The organism is Marinomonas foliarum, assembly GCF_016906065.1.
GTDB lineage: Bacteria > Pseudomonadota > Gammaproteobacteria > Pseudomonadales > Marinomonadaceae > Marinomonas > Marinomonas foliarum.
This window is the reverse complement of record NZ_CP070273.1, coordinates 2,740,679-2,753,173: the sequence shown is the minus strand read 5'-3', so window position 1 is coordinate 2,753,173 and position 12,495 is coordinate 2,740,679. Positions and strand designations below refer to the sequence as shown.

16 protein-coding genes are annotated in these 12,495 nt (G+C 41.9%); 6 read left to right on the top strand and 10 right to left on the bottom strand.

All coding sequences use genetic code 11. From position 1 onward, the window contains the following. Positions 1-12: 12 nt before the first annotated feature. The 3 genes from JSY38_RS12790 to JSY38_RS12780 form a co-directional block, all read right to left on the bottom strand. Positions 13-492, bottom strand: a complete 480-nt coding sequence (locus JSY38_RS12790) for a GNAT family N-acetyltransferase (RefSeq protein ID WP_205113511.1) — start codon at positions 490-492, stop codon at positions 13-15. A gap of 213 nt (positions 493-705) precedes the next feature. Continuing rightward, positions 706-1,536, bottom strand: a complete 831-nt coding sequence (gene fghA / locus JSY38_RS12785; RefSeq protein WP_205113510.1) for an S-formylglutathione hydrolase — start codon at positions 1,534-1,536, stop codon at positions 706-708. Positions 1,537-1,627: 91 nt separating this feature from the next. After that, positions 1,628-2,746 (bottom strand): S-(hydroxymethyl)glutathione dehydrogenase/class III alcohol dehydrogenase, encoded by a 1,119-nt coding sequence (locus JSY38_RS12780; protein WP_205113509.1) that lies wholly within the window; start codon positions 2,744-2,746, stop codon positions 1,628-1,630. Positions 2,747-2,938: 192 nt separating this feature from the next. Here JSY38_RS12780 and JSY38_RS12775 point away from each other — a divergent pair, with 192 nt between their 5' ends. Next, on the top strand, positions 2,939-3,829 hold the full coding sequence (locus tag JSY38_RS12775) for a LysR family transcriptional regulator (RefSeq protein WP_205113508.1): 891 nt from the start codon (positions 2,939-2,941) through the stop codon (positions 3,827-3,829). A 59-nt stretch (positions 3,830-3,888) separates the two neighbouring features. Beyond that, positions 3,889-4,152, top strand: a complete 264-nt coding sequence (locus tag JSY38_RS12770; RefSeq protein ID WP_100188303.1) for a DUF3820 family protein — start codon at positions 3,889-3,891, stop codon at positions 4,150-4,152. Here JSY38_RS12770 and JSY38_RS12765 read toward each other — a convergent pair. Then, positions 4,149-4,610 carry a GNAT family N-acetyltransferase gene (locus tag JSY38_RS12765; RefSeq protein WP_205113507.1) on the bottom strand — a complete coding sequence of 154 codons (462 nt, stop codon included), beginning with the start codon at positions 4,608-4,610 and terminating at the stop codon, positions 4,149-4,151. The two genes, JSY38_RS12770 and JSY38_RS12765, sit on opposite strands and share 4 nt — an antisense overlap. A gap of 153 nt (positions 4,611-4,763) precedes the next feature. Between JSY38_RS12765 and JSY38_RS12760 the strand changes: the two genes are divergently transcribed. Both JSY38_RS12760 and JSY38_RS12755 read left to right on the top strand, forming a co-directional pair. Next, positions 4,764-5,219, top strand: coding sequence for a GNAT family N-acetyltransferase (locus JSY38_RS12760; protein ID WP_114412431.1), 456 nt, complete (start codon positions 4,764-4,766; stop codon positions 5,217-5,219). Between the two features lie 111 nt (positions 5,220-5,330). Continuing rightward, positions 5,331-6,023 (top strand): aspartate/glutamate racemase family protein, encoded by a 693-nt coding sequence (locus JSY38_RS12755; protein WP_205113506.1) that lies wholly within the window; start codon positions 5,331-5,333, stop codon positions 6,021-6,023. An 80-nt stretch (positions 6,024-6,103) separates the two neighbouring features. On the opposite strand, the gene JSY38_RS12750 is transcribed toward JSY38_RS12755, so the two are convergent. The 5 genes from JSY38_RS12750 to JSY38_RS12730 all read right to left on the bottom strand — a co-directional run bounded on the left by JSY38_RS12750 (position 6,104) and on the right by JSY38_RS12730 (position 10,137). Further along, on the bottom strand, positions 6,104-7,480 hold the full coding sequence (locus tag JSY38_RS12750; RefSeq protein ID WP_205113505.1) for a class II fumarate hydratase: 1,377 nt from the start codon (positions 7,478-7,480) through the stop codon (positions 6,104-6,106). 15 nt (positions 7,481-7,495) lie between these two features. Further along, complete coding sequence (locus tag JSY38_RS12745) at positions 7,496-7,852, bottom strand: hypothetical protein (RefSeq protein WP_205113504.1); 357 nt, start codon at positions 7,850-7,852, stop codon at positions 7,496-7,498. 258 nt (positions 7,853-8,110) lie between these two features. After that, the gene (locus JSY38_RS12740; protein WP_114412435.1) at positions 8,111-8,590 is read right to left on the bottom strand and encodes an FKBP-type peptidyl-prolyl cis-trans isomerase; all 480 of its coding nucleotides are present in this window, start codon (positions 8,588-8,590) and stop codon (positions 8,111-8,113) included. Positions 8,591-8,677: 87 nt separating this feature from the next. After that, positions 8,678-9,265, bottom strand: a complete 588-nt coding sequence (locus JSY38_RS12735; protein ID WP_114412436.1) for a DUF1439 domain-containing protein — start codon at positions 9,263-9,265, stop codon at positions 8,678-8,680. Beyond that, positions 9,262-10,137 (bottom strand): mechanosensitive ion channel family protein, encoded by an 876-nt coding sequence (locus JSY38_RS12730; protein ID WP_114412437.1) that lies wholly within the window; start codon positions 10,135-10,137, stop codon positions 9,262-9,264. The genes JSY38_RS12735 and JSY38_RS12730 overlap by 4 nt, the downstream gene beginning before the upstream one ends. A 127-nt stretch (positions 10,138-10,264) precedes the next feature. Between JSY38_RS12730 and JSY38_RS18660 the strand changes: the two genes are divergently transcribed. Together JSY38_RS18660 and JSY38_RS12720 are read left to right on the top strand one after the other, a co-directional pair. After that, positions 10,265-10,693 (top strand): YebG family protein, encoded by a 429-nt coding sequence (locus tag JSY38_RS18660; RefSeq protein WP_205113503.1) that lies wholly within the window; start codon positions 10,265-10,267, stop codon positions 10,691-10,693. A gap of 166 nt (positions 10,694-10,859) precedes the next feature. Next, positions 10,860-11,831, top strand: a complete 972-nt coding sequence (locus JSY38_RS12720) for an aspartyl/asparaginyl beta-hydroxylase domain-containing protein (RefSeq protein ID WP_205113502.1) — start codon at positions 10,860-10,862, stop codon at positions 11,829-11,831. A gap of 89 nt (positions 11,832-11,920) precedes the next feature. On the opposite strand, the gene JSY38_RS12715 is transcribed toward JSY38_RS12720, so the two are convergent. Beyond that, entirely contained in the window at positions 11,921-12,181 is a 261-nt protein-coding gene (locus tag JSY38_RS12715; protein ID WP_205116813.1) for a TIGR03643 family protein, read from the bottom strand. Positions 12,182-12,495: the final 314 nt, after the last annotated feature.

Sequence of the window (12,495 nt, the reverse complement as noted above, 5' to 3'; positions counted from 1 at the left end):
AGTCATTAAAAATTAAAGCTGCTTTTTCATATTTACCAACTGAAAAAATTGGCCATTAGAAAGCGGCTCTTGAACACGCCCAATCTCGGTAAAACCTCGTTTTCGGTAAAAAGACTCACCCGACAAAGTGGAAGCTAAAAACAACGACTTAACACCTCTTTCAGAGCAATACTTTTCACAATAATCAAACACGCTTGAAGCGACACCTTTTCTGGCATATTCAGGTGCAACAAAGAAGCCTCGAATCTCGGCACTCGTTTCTTCATCCAATGACAAAGATACACCGCCACAGCCAGCAATTCGCCTATCTATTTCGGCAACAAAATACTGTCCAGAGTGGATGAGAGTATCTAAACCACTAATCAACTCCAACGCCGCTTCAATCTCTGATTCCTCATAAAACCCACGCTGAAGCTCACGCGTGGAGCGATTGATTAATGCTTCAATCGACTCTAGCTCTTCTATTTTTGCTGCTCGGATAGTGAGATTCATAGAATAATTTCCTTGTTAACTGCTAGCTAGCTCAAAAGCTCCAAACAATATTTGCGCTATATTTCTATCATACAGAATAGTTCTGGTAAAAATATTCCCTCACACATAGATATAGGACAAGATTAAACCAAGCGTTGTTTTAAAAAGTTTTCAGGCAATAAAAAAGCGAGCCGCAGCTCGCTTTTTCGATTCCAAAGAAGAGAAAACTAAATGCTAACCCAAGGCTCTGGAATGATGCTCTAAATGATCGTCGATAAAGCTGGCGATGAAGAAGTAGCTGTGGTCGTAGCCCGGTTGACGACGTAGCGTAATCGGGTGTCCGGCTTTTTCACAGGCTGCTTCTAGGGCTTCTGGTTTAAGTTGTTCTACCAAGAAGTTATCGGCTTCGCCTTGGTCAATGAACAAAGGTAAGCGTTCACTTGCGTTCTCGATCAGCAAAGTCGCATCCCATTCATTCCAAGTGGCTATGTCTTCACCCAAGTATCCAGTAAAGGCTTTTTCGCCCCAAGGACAGTTAGTTGGATTAACGATCGGTGCGAACGCTGAAACAGATTGATACTTGCCTGGGTTCTTCAACGCGCAAATCAAAGCGCCGTGACCACCCATTGAGTGACCAGAGATCGAACGCTTGTCGGTCACAGGGAAGTTGGCTTCTACCAAATGCGGCAATTCTTGAACCACGTAATCATACATGTGGTAAGTATTCGAATAAGGTTCAACCGTCGCATTGATATAAAACCCTGCCGCAGAACCAAAGTCGTAGCTTTCATGCTCGTTTGGATAATCCATGCCGCGAGGGCTGGTATCTGGACAAACAATGGCTAGACCTAGCTCTGCCGCTTTACGAAAGGCACCTGCTTTTTGCGTAAAGTTTTCATCGTTACAGGTCAGACCTGACAACCAATACAAAACAGGCACTTTTTGCGTTTCTGCTTGTGGTGGCAGGTAAATAGCAAAGGTCATTTCGCTTTTTACTGACAAGCTTTCATGCTTATAACGCTTCAACCAACCGCCGAAGCTTTTGGTGCTAGATAAAAGTTCCATACTCTTCTCCTAGACGCTAGCCATTTGCTTGTTTCTGATTAAAGAGTGACAGCAAAATGGCTAACGGGATTAGTTCGACTGATCTGAGCGATTACTTTTGGTCAAAAAGGATAACAGTACGAATACTCTCGCCTTTGTGCATCAAATCAAACGCGTCGTTGATTTGCTCAAGTGGCATAGTGTGCGTTACGAATGGATCGATTTCGATCTTGCCATTCATGTAGTCTTCTACGTAACCTGGTAATTGGCTGCGACCTTTTACACCACCGAAAGCAGAACCTTTCCAGACTCGACCAGTTACCAATTGGAACGGACGAGTAGAGATTTCTTGGCCAGCACCAGCAACACCGATGATGATGGATTCACCCCAACCTTTATGGCAGCACTCAAGTGCAGAACGCATCACTTGTACGTTACCGATACACTCGAAAGAGTAATCCACACCGCCATCCGTCATATCAACAATCACTTGTTGAATTGGCGCATCAAAGTTTTTCGGGTTAACGCAGTCAGTTGCGCCGAATTGTTTCGCCATCTCGAATTTAGATTCGTTAATGTCGATCGCGATAATGCGAGAAGCCCCCGCCATGCGAGCACCTTGGATACAAGACAGACCAATACCGCCAAGACCGAAGATAGCAACAGTATCGCCTTTTTCAACTTTCGCTGTGTTTAGTACCGCACCGATACCTGTTGTGATACCACAACCTAGCAAGCAGACTTTCTCTAGTGGCGCATCAACGTGGATTTTTGCCAAAGAGATTTCTGGTACAACGCTGTATTCAGAAAAAGTAGACGTCCCCATGTAATGGAAAATAGGCTCGCCATTGATGCTGAAACGGCTTGTGCCATCTGGCATAAGGCCTTTACCTTGTGTTTCACGAACCGCTTGGCAAAGGTTAGTTTTGCCAGACTTACAGAATTTACACACGCCACATTCAGCTGTGTAAAGTGGGATAACATGATCGCCCACTTTTAGAGTCGTAACACCTTCGCCTACAGCTTCAACAACACCCGCGCCTTCATGGCCTAGGATTGCAGGGAAAATACCTTCTGGATCTTCACCAGACAAAGTGAATGCATCAGTGTGACAAACACCCGTAGCAACCATGCGAACTAGCACTTCGCCTTTTTGCGGATCTTGAACGTCAACTTCTTCGATTTTAAGAGGTTGGCCTGGGCCCCAAGCAACAGCTGCTTTACATTTCATTGCGTACTCCAAAGTATGTTTTGATTCATTTTCGATGCAATCAGTGTAGACGCAAATGATTACAAGGATAATGCCCAATTTGGAAAATGATTATTGCCATACAGCAACAATCATTTTAAAAACATTAAATTCAGTTATAATGTAACAATTAAATCATCAAGCTAAACGTCCATCTATCGGTACAAAAAGATTATGAAAAACTGGGAAGCCATGGAAGCGTTCGTCGAAGTTGTCAGACAAGGCAGCTTTTCAGCCGCAGCGATAAAACTGAGCGTATCCGCTTCGCACATTAGTCGATTGATCACCCAACTAGAGGCAGAGCTTGAAACTACCCTGCTGTTTCGAACCACACGCCGTATTCGTTTAAGCGACGCGGGTGAGCTGTACTATCAGCATTGTCGCGGTTTACCAGAAGCCTTAAGTAGCGCCGAAGAAGTCATTTCCACGCTCAATCAAGCGCCAATAGGCTCATTTAAAATGACCTGTGCCACGACCTTTGGCGAACGTTACATTGCACCATTAATGAATGACTTTCTGCTGAATCATCCAAAGATAGAACTGGATTTTCATCTGACGAACCGCTCGGTAGATTTGATAGAGGAAGGTTACGACCTTGCTATTCGTATGGGCGCCATGAAGGACTCAAGCCATTTGTCACGCCGTTTATGTGACCGTGAGGAATACCTTTGTGCATCGCGGGAATACATAGACCAACACGGCATGCCGCACACGCTGGCGGAATTAAGCAAACATAGCTGCCTAATTGGTTCAAAAACCCACTGGTTGTTTCAGCAAGATGGGCAACGTAAAGAAGTAAAAGTGAGCAGTAACTGGCGCAGTAATTCTGGCCCCGCTTTACTAGATGCGGTTCGAAAAGGCTTGGGAATTGCTCAGCTACCAGACTATTACGTCGCCGATGACCTTGCCAGTGGCAAGCTCATCCCTTTGTTAACGCAATACCAGTATCCCTACAGCGGTGTTTGGCTGGTTTACCCCAAGGTACGTCAGCCGTCGCCGAAGCTTCAAAGTATATGTGATTATCTCATTCAACGTTTTAAACAAGATCCACCATTTGCCAAATAACTCACGTATGATTAAATACGCTCCACATACCCACTCTTAAGCATCATTAAGCGAAGCCCATGTTTTCACAAGAAGATCTCGTCCAAGTTGCCCGTCAAACTATGCCATTTGGTAAATACCAAGGCCGTGTATTGATCGACCTGCCAGAAGCCTATTTGCTATGGTTTGCCCACGAAGGTTGGCCGAATGGCAATTTAGGGCAGTGGTTGCAGCTGGCGCTGGAAATAAAAATCAATGGCCTTGAAAAGTTGGTCGATCCATTGCGTAAACCGACCGAGAAAAAGCCAGACGAACCTAAGGTTCGCATTCGCTTTGATGATTAATCGGCAATAGAAGGGGTGTCAGGATAAACATAAAACAGCACACCGTTTTCTTGTTTATCTAAGACAAAACCAGCTCGCTCAGCCACTTTCATAGACACAATATTATCACCCTTAACCTGCGCCACTAATGGTTCATCAAAACTATGCACCAGTTTGGACAGCATTTGATGAGCAAAGCCTTTTCCGCGAGCTTCTGGTGCAATGGTCCAAGATAATTCCCATACGTTTTCCGCTAGGTCCGCTCGACAAGTCCCAATCGCTTCACCACCTACTTCCGCTATCCATAAAAGTCTTTTTGACGGATTACTTAATGATGCATCAAGCCATATGAGATGCGATTCGAAAATAACTTCATCGCTATTATGAGACGCTTTGCGCGTCTCTAGATCATTGCGCCAGATAAAAAGTGTTTCTGCGTCTTTCATTTCGGCAGGTCGTAAACTCACTCGATCTGTCATATCGCACCTTATGCCTTTCCCTAATCTAAAACCTGCTTTGAAAAACAGTATACACTTTTGTTTAACGACTAAAAGATACTAAATTAAGGTACAAAAATTGCTTACTTTGGCGTATTAAATAGCCCATCATTTTCAGTAAGGAAAGAACACTAAATGGACATCAGAATCGACGATTTATCTGGCCCAGAAGTCAAACAAATACTCACTGAACACCTCGAGGACATGTTTGCAACCTCACCACCAGAATGTGTTTTTGCATTAGATTTAGATGGCTTAAAAAAACCAAACATTACCTTCTGGACAGTGTGGGAAGATAGCCAATTACTCGGCTGTGGGGCACTTAAATCTCATGACGATACCCATGGTGAAATTAAATCTATGCGCACCACCCTTGCTGCTCGCAACAAGGGTGTTGCCTCTACCCTACTTCACCATATTCTCGATACAGCCAAACAAAAAGGCCTAAATATAATCAGCCTAGAAACTGGATCACAAGACTTTTTCAAGCCAGCTAGAAAACTCTACGCGAAGCATGGATTTATTGAATGTGGACCTTTTTCTGATTACAAACTAGATCCTCACAGCGTATTTATGACTAGAAAGATTTAAACCAATAAGCCATCACAGTTCCGCCATTTATTTTTTCAAACTGTGCATTACTGCTTATTCATTGGCGCGTTAGACTTCATAGACTTGTTATAAATTCCAAAGGACGCAAGCATGAAAACGATCGGCATTATTGGTGGCATGAGTTGGGAATCTTCCGCCTTATATTACAAAACCATCAACGAGTTAACCAAACAGCGCCTTGGCGGATTGCATTCCGCCAAGATTATTTTATCCAGTGTCGATTTTGCGGAAATTGAGCGGTTGCAACATCAAGGCGATTGGACTCAATTAGGGGAAATCCTCGCTGCAGAAGCCAAACGTTTAGAACAAGCTAAAGCTGATTTTATCCTTATCGCAACCAACACCATGCACAAGGTAGCGGACGTTGTTCAAAGTGCGATGCACATTCCGTTGTTACATATTGCCGATGCCACAGCCAAGGAGCTTTTGAAGCAGAAGCATCAAAAAGTAGGCTTTATTGGTACACGCTATTCGATGGAAGAAGACTTCTATATTAAGCGTCTAGAGGATCAATATGGCTTAGAGGTTATTACACCATCGAAGCAAGACAGGGACGAGATACATAGAATTATTTACGATGAATTATGTCTTGGAAACATTCGTCCAGAATCTAGGGAAATTTATATAGATATAGTCAATCGACTCCAAGCCAGCGGGGCAGAAGCCGTCATCGAAGGGTGCACGGAAATCACCTTATTACTAAAGCAAGAACACGTCGCCGTGCCTTTGTTTGACACCACATATATTCATGCTAAAGCCGCTGTGGAGAAGGCATTAGCATGAATAATTAAGCATAAAAAAAGCCAGCGCGAACGCTGGCTCGGGTTTTCTATATTTGGAAAGGGAACAACCAAATAAAGAAACTATAACCCACCATGAGTTAACTTAGCAGGGTCGAGTAAGGAGAGCAATTCGTCTCGGTTTAACTCTGTTTCTTCTTCTGCAACATCCACCACTGGCCGCCCCTCTTTATAGGCTTTCTTCGCGATTTCTGCAGCTTTACCATAACCTATAATTGGGTTTAGCGCCGTCACCAAAATAGGATTACGATGCAATGCTTCATTCAATTTATCTTCGTTGACCGTTAGCGTTGCAATGGCATTGTCTGCCAAAAGCTGTCCACTGTTCGCCAATAACTTAATGCTGTTTAGCAAGTTCTTAGCAATCATTGGCAACATAACGTTCAATTCAAAATTACCCGACTGACCACCAATGGTAATCGCAGCGTCATTACCAATAACTTGTGCCGCCACCATCGCCGTTGCTTCTGGAATCACTGGATTCACTTTACCTGGCATAATAGACGAACCTGGTTGCAAGGCTTGTAGGGAAATTTCACCTAACCCTGCTAATGGGCCAGAATTCATCCAGCGCAGGTCATTAGCAATTTTCATGTAAGTCACAGCCACCGCCTTTAACTGACCCGATAAGGCAACTGCTGTATCTTGTGAGCCAATCAAAGCAAAAAAGTTATCGCCTTTACTAAAAGTCACATTTGTTAAATAAGACAACTCTTTAGCAAACAGTTCTGCAAATTCTGGATGGGCATTAATCCCCGTCCCTACAGCCGTTCCGCCTTGGGCAAGTTTGGTTGTCTTAGCTTCAAGATAGGTTAAATTATCAATATTGTCTTGTAGCTGTGAGGCCCACGCATGAAAGGTTTGATCCAAGCGCACTGGCATAGCGTCCATCAAATGCGTACGGCCTGTTTTAGTGTACTCAGCCAGCGCAGTACCTTTCTCAAGAATCGTTTCTTTCAAATGAGTCAAGACGGGTAACAGGTGACCTGTTAATTCTAAGGTTGCGCTCACATGAATCGCACTAGGAATGACATCATTACTGCTCTGACCATAATTCACATGGTCATTGGGATTCACTGCTGAACCGAGATGTGCACTCGCTAATGAAGCAATTACTTCATTGGCGTTCATGTTCGAGCTAGTACCTGAGCCTGTTTGAAAAACATCCACAGGAAAGTGCTGCATAAGATTATCGCTGTCTAACAGCTCGTCACAGGCGCTTTGAATCGCTGTCGACATTTCTGACGTTAGACATTCAAGAGATTCATTGGCGCGTGCTGCTGCGGCTTTGATCAAGATAAGTGAACGAATGAAGGCTTCTGGTAATGGCTCATCGCTAATTGGAAAGTTATTAATCGCTCTTTGTGTTTGAGCACCATAAAGGGCGTTTTCAGGGACTTCTAATTCGCCCATACTGTCTTTTTCAATACGCATTTTCATTGGTAAATGATGTCCTTATTGCTCGAAAGAAGAAATAAAGTAATGGCTTAGAATTCGTAAACTGTGCTCCATCTTGAAGTAATTCTTAGCATCTTGATAGGTCACAATTAAATGCTTTAGATGTGACAAGGGCAAATACACCTTGTCCAAACACGTTTGTCGCCAATGAGGCACAACATTGGTATCGCACACTGTATCCAGCAACACATTAAACACTCTTTGATGCAATAACGTCGCATCAGTAATATTCAAGCGTTCAGCATACTCTTCCGTTAGTTTCAGATAATGATAGAGCACTTCTGGGGAGTCTGCACACTGCCCTCCCTGAATAGTCTGCTCGAGCACTGAAAATGGCACTAAATAATGACTCATCGCTTCGTCCTCTAGATATAGAACACACAAAATATAAATGATAACTATTATCAATAATGTGCACCTCGACGAGATCTGTCAAGCAGTTGATAACGATTCTTATTAAATTTTAATATTTGCTGCAATCACTTGATTAAAATCAGTCTTTCTCTACTCATCTAAAAAACACAAACTTATAAATGCAAAAGCCCCCGCTGCGTCATCCGCAACAGGGGCTTTATAGAAAATTGCTTTATTTGTAGTTAAAGCACTTTACTCTTAGTGGTGGTGACCGCCAACGCCGTGAGCATGACCATGAGCAATCTCATCGTTCGTCGCTTCACGAGAATCTACGATCTGAATGTTGAAAGTCAGATCTTTACCAGACAGTGGGTGGTTCAAATCAACAGTTGCATGCTTCAGGCCAACTTTAACCACAGTCACCTGACGCATACCCTTATCAGTTTGCACCATAGCAACCATGCCAGCTTTCCAGCGTTTCGCACCTTGTAAATGTTTTACAGGCACTTGTTGCTGGCGGTCTTCATGGCGTTCACCATAGGCATCAGCACATGCAACGGTTACTTCAAATTCTTCGCCAACCTCTTTGCCTTCCATAGCTTTTTCAAGCCCTGGAATAACATTACCGTGGCCATGTAAATACGCAGCAGGATCTTTACCTGCAGAGGTTTCAATAAGTTCTTCGCCATGGCGCAAAGTGTAATGAAATTGAACAACTTGGTTGTCTGCAATCGACATGATGTTTCCTTAATATCTGGTTATATAATATTCGGGCATTATAGTGGCTATGTAGTAACTTACCTAGACCCTTAACCAAAGTCTTATCTAAAAGATAGACAACTCTAACGAGTCTTCTTTGATAATAATGTCTTTCACCATAGCCGCAGCTGCTTTTTCAAACGGCGAGTGGTTCAAGACATACACTGGATGCTTGTCAAAATACTGTACCAGTGCCTTTTCGAAATCATCGTGCAGTGACCCTAAAGTAGAGCGCAGCATTTTATCGTTAAAGCTTGAACCTTCGACTTCAATCTTAGTAATTTTTGGCGCCACCAAATACAGTCGGTCCTCTTCAATCCGAACACCAGACTCAAAAGAAGGGTTTACTCTTGTCGTAAGCGAAAAGTTCTGACCGAATGCTGTTAATGTCCCTGTCATTTTGCCAACAAGATCAACTAACACTAAACCACCATCACGCTCAGTAAAATCAATTTTTGCGGAGCTAACCAGGAAATCTAAGTTTAGAGTATTGCCATCTAATGTCAGCGCAATTTGGTTCTGTTGTGGTTTAGCAAGTTCCTTTGCTACTTCTTCGTTAACCTTACTTTCAGTGACACGAAAACTATTACATCCTGTTGTTAATAAGGTGACACAAAGTATAAAACATAGCGTTAGTGTACGAGCTTGAATCATTGCTCTTTCCCCACAGCATCTAATCTAGCATCACGACTTTCATACCAAAATGCCATAAAGTCTTCGGTTACTTTTTGTTCAATTTCAACAGCTTCTTCTGTCGGACAAAAAAGTGAAATACTAAAAATATTAAAGCCTTCTACCGTGGTCGTAATACGCACTCGCGGCTCAGGACCGGAAATTTTAATATCCAAACGCTTTTCAATCAGGCTGTTATAACGAATAGCAACTTCATGAAAATGCTCGCTGTATCCACGAATTTTTTCCAGTATTTGCTCTTTTATGGTAAATAAATTTACATCGTCAGTGGCTCGTGAAATAGAAAATGTATGAGTAACATAACGACGCATATAGTTTAAGTTTTGAACGGTTTGTAATAACAGCACACTGTTGGGCACCACTGTAGTTCGGCCAGTGTAAGAGTAAGTTCCGCCTTTCAGATCCACTTCAAATAAAGTAGTTGATAGCCAGTCACTATCCGTTACCTCACCCTCATAGTTTGCGATTCGAATCCAATCACCAACCTGGTAAGGGCGGGTACTCGCTCGGTAAAATGCACCAATAATACAAGCAATAAACTCCTTAGTAGCAATAACCAAAGCCACCATAAATGCGGCGATTGAAATAGCTATGTTTTGTAGCTCAGACGACCAAATCAACACCAGGCCAACCACTAAAAAAAGGTTAAAGATGTTATCAACAGTGTTGATTCTCTGACGTTTTTTATCGTGCTCAATGTTTTGGTGCAGACGGATGACACGCTTCGTATAACGTCGCACTATGTAAGACAACAAAACCCAAGCGAGTGTTAAAGCGATCTCAACATGATCCATTACAATAGAAAAGTCTAACTGAGAGAAATCGATCGACATAAAAAGTGTTTCCTTTAGCAAGGGCGTAACTTTAACAACCATTGCTCATATCAACAAATAAAAGAACTAGACAAAAGGGAAAATAATACTGTACATTTATACAGTATTATTTTTCATGAGGTGGATCATGCCTGTAATTATCAAATATGTTGTAGAACGCGATGGAATCGAAAAAATGACGTTTACTTCAAAAGCCGAAGCCGATGCATACGACAAACTTCTAGATACCGCTGAAGCGCTTTATGAAGTATTAGATCAAAGCAATTTAGCTGGAGATCATAATCAAAAAGAAGCCTTATCTATGTACCTAGCAGAGAACAAAGACTCTTTATTAGATATATTAGGCAATAAAAAGAAAACTCCCCCGAAAAACAAAAAATCACCAACCAAAGAATCTAATGAGAAAACACAGCTCTCGGCAGCGACCTCTGCAAAAAAGACTCTTGAAGATCTTGTTATAGAAACCGATGAAGAGATAATTTATAGCGAAGACGATAGCTCGCTAACATTTGATCTTGATGAAAACAGCGATTTTCCCGAAAGTAATGCGGCATAAAGCTTCATAAAATTCACCTTTTACACCATAAACGCTCAAATAAATGCATCAATACGAAATTAAGGAGCAGATAAATGCATACCTCATTTGAGGTATTCACATTTCATGACGATTGGTAAATAATTAGCAATTAAAAAGACCAATCGTCAAGAAATAGGAAATAAAAATGCAGGCTGCCGCAATCATACTCGTCATTGCTACTTTTAGTATGTGCTCCATGTACTACATTTATACGTATAGAGGAAACACTCGATACAGCAGTTGGTCTGAGTATTTCCGTAAAGGTTGGCCGATTTTTGCGCCACTAAACTGCCTACTCTATTTGTTCTCCTGCAAAAAAGTCCGTCAACCAATTATTGACACCCTTCAATATAAAGAATTAGACGAACTCAGAAAAAACTGGGAAGTGATCAGAGATGAAGCACTTGCTCTACAGCATGGCGGTGAATTAGAAAATATCAATAAACCCGGCTCTGATGCTTCTTATGATTTAGGGTTTAGAACATTTCATAAATATGGCTGGAGAAAATATTATTTGAAATGGTATGGGTACACCCATACATCAGCCCAGCAACAGTGCCCAAAGACAACCGAAATTCTCAGCAAAATTAAAAACATTAATGGTGCCATGTTTGCTTATATGCCGGGGAATTCAGAACTTACCCGCCATCTTGATCCAGTAGCATGCTCATTGCGCTATCATTTAGGATTAGAAACCCCTAACTCTAAAGATTGCTTTATTAATGTCGATGGTGAAGCATACGCTTGGCAAGACGGTAAAGACTTACTATTTGATGAAACATACCTACACTTTGTGAAAAACAACACAGATGAGAGTCGCCTGATTTTAATGTGTGACTTTAATCGACCCGTCAATATTTTCGGTAAAGCTATCAACTTCTGCTACAAAATATTAATGAGAGCATCTGTCGTTCCCAACACAGATGAGGATAAAGGTGGTTTGGCGAATAGGATCTTCAAAAATGTCACACCATTACTACAGCAAAGTAAAGAATTGAAACAGACAAATAGAAAAGCCTATAAACGCCTAAAATATACGGTCAATAGCTTACTGCTTTTAGTGCTAATAGGCGTTTTAGTTGGCTTTATTCAATTCATCTCTTGGTTGGTTTTATAGATGAGAATGAAGTGAAATAGGCTCCCCCCTTCTTACACCAAATCACATATAGCTATAACGATTGGGAGCGACAAGCCTTCCAGTCGTTATTAGCGCCCTTTGTTAGCACGCATTTTATACTGTGTTTTACAGTAGCCGCGAGAAATTTCAGGATTGCGGAACGCCAAATGCTTACTCGTACGCCCAGAAACCCTAGCACGCCAGTTTCTAAAGGCTTTAGATTTAAGATTACTTCGCATTAATAAAATCACACCAGGTTCAGAAAGCCCATAAAGCAATTGAATAGCTTCAAATGGTGTACGATCTTCCCAAGCCATTTCGATAATTCGTGACGTATCTGGATTCAAAATTATTCCTTAAGTAGCAACCATGACGAGAGTTATACGAAAGGATGAATTCAACGGATCAACTATTTTTAGTAAAATGAGCTTCCCTTAACAGTAATCGAAGAACACCATAGCAGCGCCATACCGAACGTGTTTCACTTCCTGCCTTATCAAAGGTAGGCTTCGCCAATTTATTACTCATTACGCATATTTCACGTTCAACAACTAAACAGCCAAATCAAACTCCTACACGAGAAATCATCTTATCAAGCACTAAGGATCGTTTTTTAAATAGATAAAACATCGGCAGAATCACTTATACTATTCGTTCCTCTGCA

Excerpts from the sequence above, each read along its gene's own strand:
- JSY38_RS12760 (WP_114412431.1), top strand. The coding sequence starts at position 4,764 with ATGGACATCAGAATCGACGATTTATCTGGCCCAGAAGTCAAACAAATA.
- JSY38_RS12720 (WP_205113502.1), top strand. The coding sequence starts at position 10,860 with ATGCAGGCTGCCGCAATCATACTCGTCATTGCTACTTTTAGTATGTGC.
- JSY38_RS18660 (WP_205113503.1), top strand. The coding sequence starts at position 10,265 with ATGCCTGTAATTATCAAATATGTTGTAGAACGCGATGGAATCGAAAAA.
- JSY38_RS12765 (WP_205113507.1), bottom strand. The coding sequence starts at position 4,610 with ATGACAGATCGAGTGAGTTTACGACCTGCCGAAATGAAAGACGCAGAA.
- JSY38_RS12770 (WP_100188303.1), top strand. The coding sequence starts at position 3,889 with ATGTTTTCACAAGAAGATCTCGTCCAAGTTGCCCGTCAAACTATGCCA.
- JSY38_RS12790 (WP_205113511.1), bottom strand. The coding sequence starts at position 492 with ATGAATCTCACTATCCGAGCAGCAAAAATAGAAGAGCTAGAGTCGATT.
- fghA (WP_205113510.1), bottom strand. The coding sequence starts at position 1,536 with ATGGAACTTTTATCTAGCACCAAAAGCTTCGGCGGTTGGTTGAAGCGT.
- JSY38_RS12775 (WP_205113508.1), top strand. The coding sequence starts at position 2,939 with ATGAAAAACTGGGAAGCCATGGAAGCGTTCGTCGAAGTTGTCAGACAA.
- JSY38_RS12755 (WP_205113506.1), top strand. The coding sequence starts at position 5,331 with ATGAAAACGATCGGCATTATTGGTGGCATGAGTTGGGAATCTTCCGCC.
- JSY38_RS12750 (WP_205113505.1), bottom strand. The coding sequence starts at position 7,480 with ATGAAAATGCGTATTGAAAAAGACAGTATGGGCGAATTAGAAGTCCCT.
- JSY38_RS12745 (WP_205113504.1), bottom strand. The coding sequence starts at position 7,852 with ATGAGTCATTATTTAGTGCCATTTTCAGTGCTCGAGCAGACTATTCAG.
- JSY38_RS12780 (WP_205113509.1), bottom strand. The coding sequence starts at position 2,746 with ATGAAATGTAAAGCAGCTGTTGCTTGGGGCCCAGGCCAACCTCTTAAA.
- JSY38_RS12730 (WP_114412437.1), bottom strand. The coding sequence starts at position 10,137 with ATGTCGATCGATTTCTCTCAGTTAGACTTTTCTATTGTAATGGATCAT.
- JSY38_RS12740 (WP_114412435.1), bottom strand. The coding sequence starts at position 8,590 with ATGTCGATTGCAGACAACCAAGTTGTTCAATTTCATTACACTTTGCGC.
- JSY38_RS12735 (WP_114412436.1), bottom strand. The coding sequence starts at position 9,265 with ATGATTCAAGCTCGTACACTAACGCTATGTTTTATACTTTGTGTCACC.